This is a genomic window from Janthinobacterium sp. BJB304 (assembly GCF_002735765.1).
GTDB lineage: Bacteria > Pseudomonadota > Gammaproteobacteria > Burkholderiales > Burkholderiaceae_D > Janthinobacterium.
This window is the reverse complement of the sequence record NZ_PDZN01000002.1, coordinates 341,589-358,649: the sequence shown is the minus strand read 5'-3', so window position 1 is coordinate 358,649 and position 17,061 is coordinate 341,589. Positions and strand designations below refer to the sequence as shown.

Here is a 17,061-nt window from a genome sequence, read left to right as displayed (position 1 = left end):
CCAGCTGGTGCCGAAAGCATAACGAAAAGCACTGACAATTTCTGTCAGGAGTCCACAGGAAACGATGGTACAAGTTGCAACAGACTGCGCTACAATCGCTGGCCCGTCCGCGCGGGCTTGTCCTTGTTCAATGCTTACTCTCCATCGCCTCCATGCTGATTCTGTTTTGCCGTGTCCTGTTCAGCATTGCTGGCCTGTTGCTGTTCTTCCTCTTCGATCAGTTAAGCGCGAATGAATGCCTGAAATTGAGCGTCTTGCTGGCGGCCTTCCTGCTGGGCGTGGGTGGCGTGCTGCACGCATGGCGTGGCAGTTGCGGCGCGATCACCGTGCTGGTGCGCGTCGTCGTGCCCGTGTTTTACCTGGACGCCGCCGTAAAAGGCTTCTTGCGTGGCTATTTTGGCATGCGCCCGAACCCGAATGCGGTTTTGCAGGCCATGTTTGCGACAGATCAAGCGGAAACGGGAGAATTTTTCCTGCACAACAGCGTCGCCCTGGCGCAAGCGGCTGGCTGGTTTGTGCTCGTGACGGCGGCCGTGCTGCTGGCCGACCACCAGCTGCAGCGCTGGCAGGCGTCGCGCGCCGGTACCGCGCCGGGCTGGCCGCACAAAGCCTTTGCCGCCGGTATGGCCGTGTTTCTCGTGCTGCTGCACGTCAATACCACCATGCGGCGCGAAAATCCGGCATTGTTCTGGCCGCTGCGCTACCAGCAGTACAGCGCGCAGCTGGACGCGATGAAATCGATGCAGCATGCGCTGACGGCGGCCATGGCCGCGCCGCGCGACTGGAATGTGCGCTATGCGGGCGAGGAGGCGCGCACCGTCATCCTGGTGATCGGCGAGAGCACCAACCGCGCCTCGATGTCGCTGTACGGCTATCCGCGCGCGACCACGCCCCAGCTCGACGCCATGCGTGCGAAGCTGCTGGTTTTTAACGATGTGATTTCGCCCGCGTCCAGCACGGTGGAATCGATGATGACCATGCTCACGCCGGCCGATATCGGCAACCCCGATGCGTGGATGGCCAAGCCGAATCTGCTGATGCTGGCCGAGGCGGCCGGCTACAAGACGTTCTGGGTCTCGAACCAGACGCGCAACGATGGCTGGATCGGGCTGCTGGCGGGAGAGGCCGATGAAAGCGACTTCATCAACTACGGCACGGGCCGTGGCGAAAACAATTTTGACGGCAACCTGTTCCAGCCATTCGCCCACGCGCTGCGCGACGCTGCGCCGAAAAAGCTCATCGTCGTGCACTTGCTGGGCGCGCATCCCAGCTATGACATGCGCTATCCCAGCCGCTTCGCCCATTTCGACCGGGCGCAGGACGCCGTCAGCGCGCAGATGGCCAGCGAGGGCAGGTCCAGCTGGATACGCAACCAGCGCGACGAATACGATAACGCGATCCGCTATGGCGATTACGTGCTGGGCACCCTGATCGGCATGGCGGAAACGGCCAAGACCGGCCGGGCCGCCTCCTTGCTGTTCGTCTCCGACCATGGGCAGGAAGTGGGCTACAGCCGCAATCACGCGGGCCATTCCGCGTCGGACAAGAGCGGCTATGAAATTCCCATGTTGATCTGGGATAACCAGCAAGCGCCGCAGTCGACGGCCGCGCGCGCCGCGCTGGAAAACCGGCCGTACCAGACGGACAAGCTTGATGCAACCGTGCTGGGCTTGCTGAAGATCGAGACGCGCTATTACGCGGCGCATGACGATATCCTCAGCAGTGCCTTTACGCCCGTGCAGCGCTTCATGAATGGTTTGCAATACCAGCGCGGTCCAGTGCTGGTCCGTTGAGCCGGCAATGAAAAGGCCCGGCGCCGCCGCGGGAAGCGGCGGGGCCGGGCCCCTGAATTTGCTGCGGATTTGCCCTCGATTACTTTTCGGCGAACGCGCGCTCGACAACGAAGTCGCCAGGCGTCGAGGTATTGCCTTCCTTGAAGCCACGCGCTTCCAGCATGTCTTTCAGGTCGCGCAGCATCTCGGAGCTGCCGCAAATCATCACGCGGTCTTCGGCAGGATTGAGTTCCGGCACGCCCAGGTCTTTGGCCAGCTTGCCGTTCTCGATCAGTTCCGTGATGCGGCCCATGTTGCGGAAGTCTTCGCGCGTCACGGTCGGGTAGTAGCGCAGCTTGTCGCTGACCATTTCGCCCAGGAACTCATGCTTCGGCAGATGTTCTTCCAGCAAGTCGTGGTAAGCCAGTTCGTCGACCTGGCGCACGCCGTGCACGAGGATCAATTCGTCGAAGCGTTCGTAGATGTCCGGATCGCGCACGATGCTGAGGAAAGGCGCCAGGCCCGTGCCCGTCGACAGCATGTACAGGCGCTTGCCCGGCAGCAGGTAGTCGGACACCAGGGTGCCGGTCGGCTTGCGGCCGACGATGACGGTGTCGCCCACTTGCAAGTGTTGCAGACGCGACGTCAGGGGGCCGCCCGGCACCTTGATGCTGAAAAATTCCAGGTGGTCTTCGTAATTGGCGCTGGCGATACTGTAGGCGCGCAGCAATGGCTTGCCGTCGACGCGCAGGCCGATCATGGTGAAGTGGCCATTCGAGAAACGCAGCGACGGGTCGCGCGTGGTGGTAAAGGAGAACAGGGTATCCGTCCAGTGGTGCACGCTTAAAACGCGCTCTTCATTCATCGAACTCATAGTATTTGTTGGCTGGTCAAAAAAATGGTTAGTTGCTGGCAACTGCTGGCAAAAGTGAAACCCTGTGTAGGCCCAGACGCTATTGTACTGGCCTCTACACGAAATTGTTACCGTCTATCGCCGCCAATGCTGCCGCACGCGGTGCCGACATTATAGTGCGAACGGCTAGACGGGGCTGAAATTCGCCCGGAAACGGGCGGTGGGCATGCGGTCTCTTGACCTGGCTCAGTTTTTTCGGGGCGCCGCGCCAGGGCTGCCGCCAGCGCGTGCCGGCGTGGCCGTGGCGCTGCTCCCGAAGCGCCGGCGCAGGGCGGCATTCGACGGATCGGACACGTAGCGGGCTACGACGGCGGCCGCCAGCGCCGTCGCTGCCAGGAACAGCGCCAGCCACGGCAGCCGTTCCGCGTAGCCGAGGCCCGCCTTGTCGACCACGTTGCGCATGCCGGCCAGCACGATGATATGGAACAAGTACAGCTCATAGCTGTGGCGGCCCATCCATTGCAGCGGGCCTTGGCGGCCCTGTCCGGCCGCCGGGACCGCCGTGGCGCCCGCGATGAAGGCGGCGCTGGCCAGCGCGATCAGGGTAAAACCGAAGACTTCGTGGCCGCCGATGCCGCGCACGTACAGGGCCGCCAAGGCCAGGCCCGCCGTCCAGCGCAAGCATCGCCCGGCACGCGCGCCCGGCTGCCAGTGTTGTGTCAGCAGGGCCGTCAGGCAGCCGATGGCGATGGCGTCGAAACAGGCAAGGTAGCCGTACATGAAGTAAATCTCGTTATCCGCGTGCAGGCTGCGGTACACGGGGCCGGCGGCGATGGCGGTGCCGCACAGCAGCATGATCGCCAGGCGCCGGCGCAGGAAGCGGCACGACAGCGGCAGCAGCAGATAAAACATTTCCTCGACGGATAGCGACCAGTACACGTTCAGGCAGTAATTGAAGTACCCGGCGCTTTGCATCAGCACGTTGTGCCAGAAGGTCAGCACGGAAGCGATGGCGATGACGAAATAGCTGGCTGGCAAGTCCTTGCCGCCGTCCGAGTTGGCAAAGAAGGGCACGTCCAGTACACCGAGCAGCACGATCAGGGACAGGGCCAGCAACAGCGCCGGCAGCAGGCGGGCGACGCGATAGAGATAGAACGCCGCCAGGTCGATGCGCGCCAGGTCGCCCCAGCGGTGCAGCGAGGTGGAGGTGATCAGGTAGCCGGAAATGACGAAAAACATGGTCACGCCGTAATTGCCCTGGTAGGCGGCGCGCAGCAGCCAGGAGGGCAGGATTTCAAGCGGGCTGTTCTTCAGACCGTAGGCGAGGGCGAAGTGCAGCAGCAGTACGCACAGGATGGCGGCGCCGCGCAAGGTGTCGATATGGTGGTTGCGGGTGATCAATGGGTTCCTTGTCAGCCTGTCTGGCGACCAATGGGGCAATTATGTGACATATGTCGCTTGCCGGTCAACGATTTTACAGATAGTCGGTAGCGAACGCGGCAATGGGGCAGGGACAGCGTAGCCTTGCGTGTATGATATTGCCGAACAGAATTGTTGGGTATCTATCATCTTGCGGGCGCGGTTTTTCGTGCCTGCCAGCCGATGAATCTGCGTGCACGATTCCTGGCGCCACGATGCCCGACCCACAGCGAAAGGTAATAAAGATGTATAAAACAGTGCGCGACCTGTTCCTGCATTTCAAGGAAGCCGTCCCATTCCGCCTCGTCCCCGCCCTGATCTGCACCGCCTTGCTTGTCGGCATGCTATTGCTGCCGGCGCCCGAAGGCTTGACGCCGAAGGCCTGGGGCCTGGTGGCGATCTTCCTCACCACGATTCTGGCGATCATATTAAAAGTCATGCCGATCGGCGTGATGGCGATGATGGCCATCGTCATCGTATCCTTGTCGCAGGTGACGTCGACCTCGTCCAAGGGCGCCATCACGGATGCGCTCAGCAGTTTCTCGAATCCATTGATCTGGCTGATCGTCGTGGCGATTCTGATATCGCGCGGCCTGAAAAAGACGGGGCTGGGCAGCCGCATCGGCCTGCTGTTCATCTCGCTGCTGGGCAAACGCACCATGGGCATCGGTTATGGCCTGGCGATTTGCGAACTGGTGCTGGCGCCATTTACGCCCAGTAACACGGCACGCGGCGGCGGCATCGTCCACCCCGTCATGAAATCGATCGCCAACGCCTTCGATTCGGACCCGGCCAAGGGTACGGAAAAGAAGGTGGGCACGTATCTGGCCCTCGTCAACTACCATGCCAACCCGATCACCTCGGCCATGTTCCTGACGGCCACGGCGCCGAACCCGCTGGTGGTCGATTTCGTGGCCAAGGCCAGCGGCCAGAGTTTCCACCTGACGTGGACCACCTGGGCCCTGTGCATGCTGCTGCCGGGCCTGGTCTGCCTGCTGGTGATGCCGTTGATCATCTATTGGTTGTCGCCGCCGGAACTGAAAGCCACGCCCGATGCCGTCACCTACGCCAAGGCGGAATTGAAAGGCATGGGCCCGCTGTCGCCACCGGAAAAAGTCATGCTGGGCACCTTCGCCCTGTTGCTGCTGCTGTGGGCCAACGTGCCCGCCATGCTGTTCGGCCCCGCATTTTCGCTCGATGCGACGGTGGTTGCCTTTGTCGGCTTGTTCGTGCTGATCATTACCGGCACCATCGACTGGGACGACGTACTGTCGGAAAAGAGCGCCTGGGACACTCTGGTGTGGTTTGGCGCCCTGGTCATGATGGCCGAGCAGCTGAACAAGACGGGCGTGATCGCCTGGTTCTCGGCCGGCATGAAGGCGGCCATCGTCGCCAGCGGCATGGACTGGCTGCCGATCGCCGGCGTCCTGGTGCTGGTGTTCGTCTTCTCGCATTATTTCTTTGCCAGCACGACGGCCCACATCAGCGCCATGCTGCTGGCCTTTCTGACGGTGGGCCTGCACCTGATTCCCGCCGAATACCACGTGCCGTTCATGCTGATGATGACGGCCGGCTCGGCCATCATGATGACCCTGACCCACTACGCGACGGGTACCTCGCCCATCATCTTCGGCAGCGGCTTCGTGACGATGGGCAACTGGTGGCGGGTCGGCTTTATCATGTGCGTGGTGGAACTGCTGATCTTTGCCGTCGTCGGCACGACGTGGTGGAAGGTGCTCGGCTACTGGTAATACCAGTTGCTACAGCTGGCGCGCCAGCCGCCGCATGGCCGCCAGGCAGTGCGCCAGCTCGCCGCCCACGGCGCGCTTCCACAGGACGGCCGCCTGCGACCAGGCTTTTTTCGCCAGCAAGTCCCGGAGTTCTTCCTGCTGCGCTGCCGGCAAGCCGCCGAACTGGCGCAGTTCCAGCGTGCGGGGCTGGCCGTGGCGGCCCGCCGGGTCGAGTTCTTCCAGCGCGTCGTGCAGGCTGCCGTAACGGTGCAGGGCGCCGCCGTCATCGACGGCCGCCAGCGCCAGGTCCGGCGTTTCTTCCAGGTCGTAGCCCAGGTCGCGGCAGGGTTCGTCGATCAGCTGGGCAATATTGTAGATCGTCAACACCTGCGCGGATCGCACGACGTCCGTCAGGTCGTGCACGTCGATACCCGCGTCCAGCAGCCGCTGTAGGGCAGGGGTGTTGATGAAGGGAAAGCCCGACTCGCCCAACGCGCGCCAGCGTTCCAGCCACTGGGGCCGCGGCAAGCTGTCATCGACGACCTCGGCCCACAGGCCCCGCAGCAGCAACTGCTGCAGCAAGGGACCATATTTCTTCTGTTCAATATCCTGCGCCAGGGCATCGGCCTGTGCCGCATCGAAGCCCGCTTCCTGCAATCGCCCAGTGATCGTTGTCATTCTCCGCCGCCTGCCTTTCCCTGTTTGTGTGTGCAGGCGGCATCATATATGCAAGCACCGCCGTCACGGCAACTGGCCGCGCACGACTTGCAGCAGATAGTCGCGCGCCGCGGCCTGTTCCATGCCTTTTTCCTGCAGCAGCGGTAGCAGGCGCTCAAACAGCTGGCGCCGCCGCAGCGATGGTTCGGACCTGTCGCGCCGGTCCGAAAAGAAATCCATCAGGGTCGAGCCGCACAGGCAATTGCGGTAGACCTCGACGATGGCCACGTTGTTGTCATCGAAACTTTGCTTGAGCCCCGAGACATCCTGTCGCATCGCCCGTGTCTGCCCGATGAACTCGTGCGCCGTGGCGAAGACGCGCCCGCAGCAGGCGCAATGCTTGGGAAAGGCCGCTTCGGCCAGGGCGCGCAAGCCTTCGAAGAACAACTGCTCCTGCATGATGGCTCCTGGCGGCGCGCTAGGCGGCGCGGTTGCTGATCTCGATGCCATGGGGCCCCCGCGGCGGCCGCTGCACGCCCGATTCGAAACGCTGGAAGGCTTCCAGCAAGTGGTCTTTCAGCAGGGTTTCGTCCCACGGCTTGGTGATGAATTTGTACACCGAGCCTTCGTTGATGGCCGCCGTGACCGAATGCAGCTCAGGGTAGCCGGACAGCATCACGCGCACGATCTCGGGATAGACGCCCTTGATGCGGCGCAATAGTTCGTTGCCCGACATGCCCGGCATGCGCGCATCCGTGAGGATCACGCCCACCGCGTGCGAGGCGACCAGTTCCAGCGCTTCCTGCGGATTGGTGGTGCTGAGTATCTGGTAGCCTTCCTTGCGCAGCGAGCGGCGCAGGGCGGACAGGATATGCTCCTCATCATCGACCAGCAGCAGCACGCGCTGGGGCGCCACGGCATGGCAGCTCTCGGGCGGCAAATGGGTGCCTGCATGCAGCATCAGATCCATCTCGGCGCCGGGCAGGGGGCGGCTGAAGTAATAGCCTTGCATGGCGTCGCAGCGGTTGGTATTGAGAAAACCCAATTGACCCTCCGTTTCCACGCCTTCGGCCACCGTGGTCAGGTGCAGGGACTTGGCCATGGCGATGATGGAGCGGGTCAGCGAAGCGCCATCCACGCTGTCGGTCACGTCGCGGATGAACGATTGGTCGATCTTGACCACGTCGATGGGGAATTGCTTCAGATAGGACAGGCTGGAATAGCCGGTGCCGAAGTCGTCCAGCGACAGGGTGACGCCGATCTCCTTCAGCTGCTCCAGCGCCCGCACCACCAGGTCGCGGTTCTGCATCAGCACGCTCTCCGTCAGCTCCAGCTCCAGGCAGTGCGCCGGCAGGCCGCTGTCGTCCAGCACTGCGCGCACCAGTTCCGGCATGTCGACCTGGCGGAACTGGCGTGCCGACACGTTGACGGCCATCGTCAGGTGCGTAAAGCCGTAGGCATGCCAGACGCCCAGCTGCGCGCAGGCCGTGCGCAGCACCCATTCGCCGATGGGCACGATCATGCCCGTTTCCTCGGCGAGGGGAATGAAGCGGTCCGGCGGCACCAGCCCGATGCCGTCGCGGCGCCAGCGCAGCAGGGCTTCCATGCCATAAATCTTGCCGCTGGTGAGGTCGACCTTGGGCTGGTAATGCAATTCCAGTTCGCCCAGCGCCAGCGCCTGGTGCAGCGCGTGTTCGATTTCGGCCCGCTCTTCCACCAGCACGCCCATCTTGTGGTTGTAGAACTGGCAGCCATTGCGGCCCTTGTCCTTGGCGCTGTACAGGGCCGCGTCGGCCGTCTTGAGCAGCATGTCGGCGCTGTCGCCGTCGGAGGGAAAGACGCTGGCGCCGATACTGGTGCTGACGTGCAAGGTATGTTCGCCCAGCACGACAGGATCGGCGAATAGTTCGAGTACTTTTTTCACGATCTCTTCGGCCGTCCCGATGTCGGGCAGGTCCGTCAGCAGGACGACGAATTCGTCGCCGCCCTGGCGGGCCACGGTGTCGCCTTCGCGCACGGCCAGCTTGAGCCGGCGGGCCACTTCCTGCAGCAGCGCATCGCCCACGGGGTGGCCATAGCTGTCGTTGACGAACTTGAAACGGTCGAGGTCCAGCATCAGGGTCGCCAGGTGCAAACGGGTGCGGCGCGCATGGGCGATGGCCTGGCCGATGCGGTCGTTCAGCAACTGGCGGTTGGGCAAGTCCGTCAGCGCATCGTGGTTGGCCAGGTATTCAATGCGCCTTTGCTGCAGCTTGCGTTCCGTGATGTCCTGCACGGTACCGCGCATCAGCAGCACCTGATGGCCTTCGCGCACGGCTTCGGCCTGGTGAAAGACGATGCACTCGCCGCCATCGGGCTGCCGTACCTTGTGCTCCAGGCTGTAGCTGGTGCCGTTGGCATGCAGTTCCATGAAGGCATCGAGCAGCAGGGGCCGCTGGTCTTCGGGCAGGCATTGCAGCAAACGGTCGAAGCTGGTGGGGCCGGAATCGGCCTCCAGGCCCAGGATGCGCAGCAGTTCCGGCGACCAGTAGCCGTCGCCGCCGGTGCCCCGGTATTCCCAGTTGCCGAGGCGGGCCAGCGCCTGCGCGTGGCTGAGGCTTTCCTGGATTCGGCTCAGCTCGGTTAATGCGCTGCTGGCCCGCAGCAGGTAGCGCAGGCGGTGCGCCAGCAGCCGCCATTGCATCGGCTTGGAAATGAAATCGCTGGCGCCCGCTTCCAGCGCCTGCTTGATGGAGTCATCGTCGTCATTGCCTGTCAGCACGACGATGGGCACATGCGCGCCGCCGGGCAGCCGGCGCAGCTGGGCGCAGCATTCGAAGCCGCTCATGCCGGGCATGGCGACGTCGAGCAGGATCAGGTCGGGCACGCCGCGCTGGAAGGCGGCCAGCGCTTCCAGGCCGCTGGCCGCTTCCTCGATGCGGAAGCCTTCCGGCTCCAGCGCTTCCGTCACGAGGATGCGCGTCATGGTGTCGTCATCGACCACCAGGACCAGTGCTTGCGGGGGCTGTGCTGTATTCATGGGGTTTCCTTCTCAATGGCCAGGGCGGCGAGGACACGGTCGAGTTCTTGCTGGATGCCGCGGATATGCTGCAGCGCGCTGCCGACGTCATTGCCGCGCGCATATTGTTCGATTTCACGGCAGGTGGCCGACAAGCCCAGCGCGCCCACGTTGGCGCAGCTCGACTTGAGCGTGTGCGCCGCCAGCTGCAGCGCCGCGGCGTCGCTGGCCCCGGCCGCCACTTCCAGCTGGCCCAGCAGACGCGGGGCATCGCTGTAAAACAAATCGATGATGCGGCCGAGCACGTCGGGACGGCCGGGACGCCGCATGGCGCGCAGGTTTTGCAGGGCGGCCGCGTCGAGGATGGAGCTTGTTTCAGCCGGCGCCGCCGGGGCAGCCTGCGCCGGGGCGGCTTCCGCCGCCGTCTCCACCGTCTCCGCTGCCGCCGACGGGCGCCAGCGGGCCAGCATGGCCAGCAGGGCGGCGCGCGTGTACGGCTTTGCGAGGTAGTCGTCCATGCCCGCCTCCAGGCACAGTTCGCGGTCGCCCAGAATGGCGTTGGCCGTCAGGGCAATGATGGGCGTGCGGCTGCGGCCTTGCTGGGCTTCCATGCGGCGCAGGCGCCGGGTCGCTTCGAAGCCGTCCATTTCCGGCATCTGGCAATCCATCAGGATCACATCGAACGGGTAGCGCTCCCACAGGGCCAGCGCGCGCCGCCCGTTGTCGGCCGGCGTGGCCTCGTAGCCCGTGTCTTCCAGCATGGCCAGGGCGATTTCCTGGTTGATCGCGTTGTCTTCCACCAGCAGCATGCGCAGCGGCGCCTGGCCCGGGGCTGCGCCAGCCGTGTCCGGCACGGCGGGCGGGGCCGACGTGGCAGGTATCGCAGCCGTCGCTGGCGCCAGGGTGCCGAAGCCGCCGACGGCCTCGATGCAGTGGCGCAATTCCAGCGCCCGCACGGGCTTGGTCAGGCAGTATTCCACGCCCAGCGCCGTCACCTGGCGCAGATCGGCCGAGGCGTCGAGCGAACTGAGCATGATGATTTTCAGCGCCGCCATGCGCGCGTCGCCTTTGATTGCCCGCACCAGCTCGGCGCCATCCATGACTGGCATGCGCATGTCGATGATCGCCAGGTCGAACGGGCGCCCGCTACGCAGCGCCCCTTGCAGCAGGTCCAGCGCTTCGGCGCCGTCGGCGGCGCTGGCGGCGGCCATCTGCCACTCGATCGCGTGCTGCAGCAGGATACTGCGGTTGGTGGCGTTGTCGTCCACGATCAGCACGTTCAAGGCATTGAGCGACACGCGCGGCGGCGGTGCCGCCGGCGCATCCTCGGGCGCCACCTCGCCCACGACGACGGTGACGGCAAAGCTGGAACCCTGTCCCGCCACGGACTGGAGCACAATGTTGCCGCCCATCATTTCCGCTAACTGCTTGATGATGGCCAGGCCCAGGCCCGTGCCGCCGTATTTGCGCGAGGTGGTGCTGTCGGCCTGGCGGAACGGCTGGAAGACGGCCGCCGCCGCTTCCGGCGCCATGCCGATGCCCGTGTCGCGCACTTCCAGGCGGATCTGGCCGGCAGCGGGACAGCTGACATCGACGGAAATTTCGCCCCGTTCCGTGAACTTGGTGGCGTTATTGAGCAGGTTGGTGAGGATCTGGCGCAGGCGCACGGGGTCGCCGCGCACGTGCTGCGGCACGTCGGAGGCGACGCGGCAGGTAAATTCGATGGCCTTGCGCTGGATGCCGTTGGCAAACAGCGCCACCACATCGTCGATCACCTGGCGCAGGTCGAAGGGGATGTGTTCGAGCACCAGCTTGCCCGCCTCGATCTTGGAAAAGTCGAGGATGTCGTCGATGATGCTGAGCAGGCTTTCGCCCGAACGGTGCACCGTGTGCACGAAACGCTGCTGCTTGGGACTCAGTTCCGTGCGTTGCAGCAATTCCGTCATGCCCAGCACGCCATTCATCGGCGTGCGGATCTCGTGGCTCATCTTGGCGAGGAATTCGGATTTGGCGCGGTTGGCCGCGTCGGCCTCGGCCTTGGCCTGCGTCAGCGCCAGGTCGCGCTGTTCGACGTGCTCGAGCATGCCGTTGAAGCCCGTGATCAGCTGCCCCAGCTCATCGCTACCGTGCTGCGCCACGCGCACCGACAGCGCCTTGCCGTCGCGGATATGCGCAATCGCGTAGGACAAACGCGCCAGCGGCCTGGCGATCGATGCGCTGATCAGGCCCGTGATGATCACGCAGGCCAGCAGCAGCACCAGCGCGATGCCGAGGATCAGCACGAAGGCATGGCGCACGCCGTCGCGCACCTTGGCCACCGCATCCTGCTGCTGCCCCGTGATGCGCGCCACTTGCTGCGCGGAATAGGCGGCCTGTTCGCGCTCGAAGGCGCGCACATGGTCGATGACCTCGCCCAGCGCCGTCTGGCTGTCCAGCACGCTGCCCTTGGCCTGCACCAGCCGCCGTCCCGAGCGCTCCACCGCGTCCAGGTAAGTGTTGACGACCCTCGTTTCGGCCAGCAAGCCCAGCTGGCCTATGCTTTGCTGTAAGGCCTGCATGGTGGCCATGTCGCGGTGCAGGGCGCTGATGCGCCGGGCGATATCCTGGCCCAGGCGCGTGACGTCGGCGGCGGCCGTGGCCAGCATGACTTCGCCCACGTCGATGCTGATGGCGTCGACGGCCAGGTTGATTTCGCCGCTGGCATCCTCGATGCGGGCCGAGGTGCGCATGTAGCGGCCGGCCTCGGCCAGCCGGTCGCGTCCGATGGCCAGCTGCAGTTCGATGGGATCGAGCTCCTCGGCCAGGCGCAGGTGGGCAGTGGCCAGGGCCATGCTGGTTTGCTCCTTGAGAGCAAGATAGGCAGCCTGCCGCGCCCCGCTGGCGCCGCCCTCGGCCAGCAGGCCGGCGCGCAGGGCCAGCAAGCCCGCGACGGGATCGAGCATCTGCTGCGCCGTGGCCAGCAGTGTCGCCCGTAGCGTCTGCTGGGCCGGGCTGATGTCGCGCTCGCTGGTTCCCGCCAGATGGGCGACGGCCGCCGTCAGCCGCTCGCGCAGGGGGGCGATGCGGAAACGGTTCTTCACGGCTTCCGTTTCGGCCAGCGCGATCTGCATGTCGTGGATGCTCTTGCGCAGGTCGGTCAGGTAGCGGGCATTCTGGTTCAGGCGCTGGCTTTGCTGCTGCACTTCGGCGGCCGTGGCCTGGGCCTGGCTGTCGACCACGCGGATCTTGCTGCGCGCGCCCTTGGCGGCGGCCTTGATCTGCGCCAGCACTTGCCGCATCTCCGTCGCCTGCGCCTTGTAATAGGCCTCGTTTTCCAGGCGCTTGCGCACGGCGACGCGCATGCGCTGGAATTCCCGTTCGAAGGCCGCGTGGTAGCGGGGCGCCTGCGATTCGCCATGGCGCCGCAAATCGTCGCTGATGCTCTCGGCGGCCTCGATATTGGCGCCGATCTTGTTCGATACCTGCTCCAGCTGCGCCAGGTCTTCCGCCTTGCCCAGCTCGAAAAAGTCCGACGCCATATCCTGCACGGTATAGCGCAGGCGCAACACGTCCGTGTACAGCGGCACCGTTTCGTCGGTCAAGCCATGGACATGGGTTTCGATGCCTTTCACCAGCAGCAGGCCGGCCGCCGCCATGGCCGCCACGCCGGCCAGCAGGACGGTGGTACTGATGATCAGCTTGGTCCTGATTTTCATGCCAGGCTCCAGGGCGGGCCGCAAAAATGGGCGCGCATCACTTCGCGCCAGGCGCCAGGTCCGCCGGAACGATTTTGCCGTCGGCGATACGGGTCAGGAAAACGGCCGTCGACGCCTGGTGATTGTCCGGCCGCAGCGTTACCCGCAAGCCGCCCAGATCGAGCCGGTCGAACGTCTCGAAACTCCGGATCAGGCGCTCGCGCGTGAGGTCGGCGCCCGTGCGGCGTAGCGCCGCCACCATCAGGGTGGCCGAGATGCAGCCTTCGAAACTGACGAAAGACAGCCTGGCCGCCGGCACGTGCCGGGCCAGCAGGGCGGCGCAGTCGGCGGCGATCGGCAACTGGCGGTCTTCCGGCAGGGGCACCACTTGCGAAATCACAATGTTGTTGCCTTCCGTGCCCAGCAGCTGGAGCAGGCTGTCGGTACCGACAAACGATACCGTGGCCAAGTCCGCCTTCAGCCCGGCCTGGCCCGCCTCGCGCACGAATGCGGCCACGGGCGTGTAGGGGCCGGCCATGATCACCGCTTGCAGGTCGTGGCCGATCAGGGCCGCCAGGCCCGCCTTGACGGCCGTCGTGCCGCGCTGGAACGATCCCTTGGCAACGAGTTCCATGCCGCGCCGCTGCAGGGCGCGCACGGTGCCGTCGAGCACGGCATTGCCGAAACCGTCGTCCTGGTACAGCACGCCAAAGCGCTGGATGCCGCGGCTGGCGAAGTACTGCACCAGGGCATCGGACTCATCGTCGTAACTGGCGCGGAAGTTGATGATTTCATGCACCACGGGACGGCGCAAGGTCATCGCGCCCGTAAACGCGCCCACCAGCGGCACCTTCATTTCCTGCACAATCGGGATGACGGCGTTGGTGGTGGGCGTGCCCACGTTGCCGAACAGGGCGAATACCTGTTTTTCCTCGACCAGACTGAGCGTTTCGCTGATGGCACGGTCCGGATCGTAGCCATCGTCGGCCACCACCAGCTCGATGCTGCGGCCGTGGATGCCGCCGCTCCGGTTCGCTTCCTGGAACACGGCCGTCGCGCCGTCGAGCATGGCCCGGCCCAGCCCCGAGGCCGCGCCCGTCTGGGCATTGACCATGCCCAGCCGGATGTGCGTATCGGTGACGCCCGGTTCGGCGGCATGGACTATGCCCGCCGCGAGGGTGAGAGCGAGCCAGCAGCATTCCGGGGAAAAGCGCATGAGCTACCTTTATTGAGGTTGACCGGTATCAATAGGCATGGGGTTGACAACGAGTATGGAGGAAATTGCCAACAAAAAACTCACACATAGTCACGGCGCCCGAAGCCGTTGCGGCGCAGCTCGTTTAAGGCACGGTCAGCTGTACTACCACCTTGCCGCGCGCGCGTCCCTGCGCCAGGTAGGCCAGCGCCTGTTTCGCCTCCAGAAAAGGAAACACCCGGTCGATGACGGGGCGGATGGTGCCCGCTTCGAGCAGGGCGGCGATCTGCGCCAGCTGGCCGCCGTCGGGACGCACGAAGTGGAAGGCGTAGCTGGCGCCGCGCCGCCGCGCCTGGCCGATGATCTTGCGGCTGAGTAAGCCGAACACCAGTTTCAGCACCACGTGCATGCCGCGCGCGCGGGCAAAGGCCGCATCCGGCGGGCCGACCAGCGAGACGACGCGGCTGCCTGGCTTGACGATGCGCAAGGCTTTTTCCAGCCCGTCGCCGCGCACCGTGCCCAGCACGGCGTCGTAATCGCGCAGCACGTCCTCGAACGGCTGTTTCTTGTAATCGACCACCTCATCGGCGCCCAGGCCGCGCACCAGTTCCACGTTGGCCGTGCTGGTGGTGGTGCCCACGCGGGCGCCCAGGTGCCTGGCCAGCTGGATGGCGAACGTGCCGATGCCGCCGGAACCGGCCGGGATGAACACTTTCTGGCCAGGCCGCAGCTGCATGCGCTCGTGCATCGCTTGCCACGCCGTCAAGCCCACCATGGGGATCGACGCCGCCTGCACGAAATCGAGGCTGGCCGGTTTCAGGGCGGCCGCCTGTTCCGGCACGACGGCAAATTCGGCCAGGCTGCCGTGCGGCGTGTCGAAAATGCTCGCATACACGGCGTCGCCGACCTTGAAGCGCGTGACGCCGCTGCCGACTTCCATCACCACGCCGGCCAGGTCGCTGCCCAGGGTGGCCGGCAAGCGCAGTTTTAATATGGGCTTGAAGTCGCCCCTGGGAATCAGGTTATCGATGGGGTTCAGGCCGACGGCGTGCACCCGCACCAGCAGTTCGCCGGGGCCGGGCGTGGGGCGGGGCAGGTCGGCAAACGCCACGTGATCGAGGCCGCCGTATTTTTTAAGTTGCAATGCTTGCATGATGTTCTCTCTGAATGCGGGAAAAAATGCTGGCGTTCAGGCCAGGCGCAGGTCCTTGCGCAAGCCCGCGTCCATCAGCGCGGCGGGCAGGAAACGGCGCATCAGGCGCAAGCGCGCCGCCAGCGGCCCGGCCGTGTAGCGCAATGTCGGCTCGCTTGCCTGGGCCGCCGCCAGGACGGTATCGGCCACGACGCCAGGGTCATCGGCGCCGGCCATCAGCGCTTGCAGCCGGCTTGTGACGGCCGCGCTCACTTGCCGGTAGGCGGACAGCGGCGTATCGGGCGCCAGCAGATTGGCTTCGAACGTGGTTTTCGTATAGGCCGGTTCGATGACGCTGGCGCGGATGCCCCAGCCGCGCACTTCATGGTCGAGCGATTCAGTGTAGCCCTCGATCGCATGCTTGGTGGCCGAATACAGCGCGCCGTAGGGCATGGGCAAAAAGCCCACGACGGAACCGATGTTGAGGATGCGCCCGCCGCCCTGGGCCCGCATGTGCGGCAGCACGGCCAGGGTCATGCGCACGACGCCATGGAAATTCGTGTCGAAGATGGCTTGTGCCTGCGCCACGCTGCTTTCCTCGGCGCCCGCCGGGGCCACGCCGAAACCGGCGTTGTTCACCAGCAGGTCGATGCGGCCTTCGCGCCGCATCAGCTCGGCCACGGCGCCAGCGACAGAAGCGTCGCTGGTGACGTCGAGCGCCAGCATCGTGTAGCCGACCGCATCGGCTTGCGCGCCGCGGCGGCTGGTGCCGTACACCGTGTAGCCCGCTTGCGCCAGGCGCTGGGCCGTGGCCGCGCCGATGCCGGACGAGGCGCCGGTGACCAGGGCAATCTTGTTATCGTTCATGGCAGTCCTTCAGTGGTTGATAGTGTTGAATATGATGATCGTCATATTGTTGTTTGAAAAAAGCCCGGGACGGACCCGGGCCATGGGTGTTACGGCTGGTTTGTGTCCTGGAACTGCGCCAGGGTGGCGGCGCACAGGGCGTCCGACAGCGCCGGTTCGTCGACGGCGCGCGCCAGGATGGTGGTGCCGATCATGGCGCACACCGTCGCCATGGCTTGCGCGTGCGCTTCGGGCTGGCCCCAGTTCGGCAGCTGGCGCGCGAACAGGTCGATCATTTCCTTGATGTGGATGGTGGCGGCGCGCCGCACCTCGGGCGCCTGGCGCGGCATTTCCGAACCCAGCGCCGAGACGGGGCAGCCGACCTCGATGGCGGCGATGTGTTCGGGTGACAGATAGGCGGCCAGCATCGCCTGCAGCGCCTGGCCGGGCGGGGCGGCGGCCGCCACCCTGGCCGCCAGCGCCACCGCTTCGGCGCCCGCGCGGTCGCCCGCTTCGGCCAGCAGCGCGTCGCGCGAGGCGAAGTGCGCATAAAAGCCGCCGTGCGTCAGGCCCGCTTCCTTCATGATATCGGCCACGCCCGTGCCCGCATAGCCGCTGCGGCGGATGGCGCGCGTGGCCACCTCGACGATGCGTTCGTGGGTGGCTTCCTTGCGGCTTTGCGCCGAGGGTTGCTTGTCAGATGATTTGTTGGATGAGTTCTGCATGATGGTCATCATATCGCAGTTTTCAAAACCGTGCAGGGCTTGTGCCGCCAAAAGGCGTTA

The 17,061-nt window shown here is 65.1% G+C and carries 12 protein-coding genes; 2 read left to right on the top strand and 10 right to left on the bottom strand.

Features of this window, described 5'->3' with window-relative positions:
* Positions 1-152: 152 nt before the first annotated feature.
* On the top strand, positions 153-1,793 hold the full coding sequence (locus tag CSQ95_RS03585; RefSeq protein ID WP_099408507.1) for a phosphoethanolamine transferase: 1,641 nt from the start codon (positions 153-155) through the stop codon (positions 1,791-1,793).
* Positions 1,794-1,872: 79 nt separating this feature from the next.
* Here CSQ95_RS03585 and CSQ95_RS03580 read toward each other — a convergent pair whose 3' ends face one another.
* Both CSQ95_RS03580 and CSQ95_RS03575 read right to left on the bottom strand, forming a co-directional pair.
* Positions 1,873-2,646 carry a ferredoxin--NADP reductase gene (locus CSQ95_RS03580; protein ID WP_070218815.1) on the bottom strand — a complete coding sequence of 258 codons (774 nt, stop codon included), beginning with the start codon at positions 2,644-2,646 and terminating at the stop codon, positions 1,873-1,875.
* Between the two features lie 225 nt (positions 2,647-2,871).
* Positions 2,872-4,026: an acyltransferase gene (locus tag CSQ95_RS03575; RefSeq protein WP_180278943.1), complete on the bottom strand. Its 1,155-nt coding sequence runs from the start codon at positions 4,024-4,026 to the stop codon at positions 2,872-2,874.
* A 263-nt stretch (positions 4,027-4,289) separates the two neighbouring features.
* On the opposite strand from CSQ95_RS03575, the gene CSQ95_RS03570 reads away from it, so the two are divergent.
* Positions 4,290-5,795, top strand: a complete 1,506-nt coding sequence (locus CSQ95_RS03570; RefSeq protein ID WP_099408506.1) for an anion permease — start codon at positions 4,290-4,292, stop codon at positions 5,793-5,795.
* Positions 5,796-5,804: 9 nt separating this feature from the next.
* Here the strand turns inward: CSQ95_RS03570 and CSQ95_RS03565 are convergent, their stop codons facing one another.
* From CSQ95_RS03565 to CSQ95_RS03530, 8 genes are all read right to left on the bottom strand, one after another.
* Positions 5,805-6,452: a hypothetical protein gene (locus CSQ95_RS03565; protein WP_143449895.1), complete on the bottom strand. Its 648-nt coding sequence runs from the start codon at positions 6,450-6,452 to the stop codon at positions 5,805-5,807.
* A 63-nt stretch (positions 6,453-6,515) separates the two neighbouring features.
* Complete coding sequence (locus CSQ95_RS03560) at positions 6,516-6,890, bottom strand: oxidoreductase (protein WP_099408504.1); 375 nt, start codon at positions 6,888-6,890, stop codon at positions 6,516-6,518.
* A gap of 19 nt (positions 6,891-6,909) precedes the next feature.
* Entirely contained in the window at positions 6,910-9,450 is a 2,541-nt protein-coding gene (locus CSQ95_RS03555) for an EAL domain-containing protein (RefSeq protein ID WP_070288429.1), read from the bottom strand.
* Positions 9,447-13,124, bottom strand: coding sequence for a response regulator (locus CSQ95_RS03550; protein ID WP_099408503.1), 3,678 nt, complete (start codon positions 13,122-13,124; stop codon positions 9,447-9,449). The genes CSQ95_RS03555 and CSQ95_RS03550 overlap by 4 nt, the downstream gene beginning before the upstream one ends.
* 37 nt (positions 13,125-13,161) lie before the next feature.
* Positions 13,162-14,319 carry an ABC transporter substrate-binding protein gene (locus CSQ95_RS03545; RefSeq protein ID WP_070218808.1) on the bottom strand — a complete coding sequence of 386 codons (1,158 nt, stop codon included), beginning with the start codon at positions 14,317-14,319 and terminating at the stop codon, positions 13,162-13,164.
* Positions 14,320-14,443: 124 nt separating this feature from the next.
* Positions 14,444-15,451: an NADP-dependent oxidoreductase gene (locus CSQ95_RS03540; RefSeq protein ID WP_070218807.1), complete on the bottom strand. Its 1,008-nt coding sequence runs from the start codon at positions 15,449-15,451 to the stop codon at positions 14,444-14,446.
* 36 nt (positions 15,452-15,487) lie between these two features.
* A complete protein-coding gene (locus tag CSQ95_RS03535) occupies positions 15,488-16,297 on the bottom strand; it encodes an oxidoreductase (RefSeq protein ID WP_070218806.1) in 810 nt (269 codons plus the stop codon).
* A gap of 89 nt (positions 16,298-16,386) precedes the next feature.
* Entirely contained in the window at positions 16,387-17,013 is a 627-nt protein-coding gene (locus CSQ95_RS03530) for a TetR/AcrR family transcriptional regulator (protein ID WP_070218878.1), read from the bottom strand.
* Positions 17,014-17,061 lie beyond the last annotated feature (48 nt).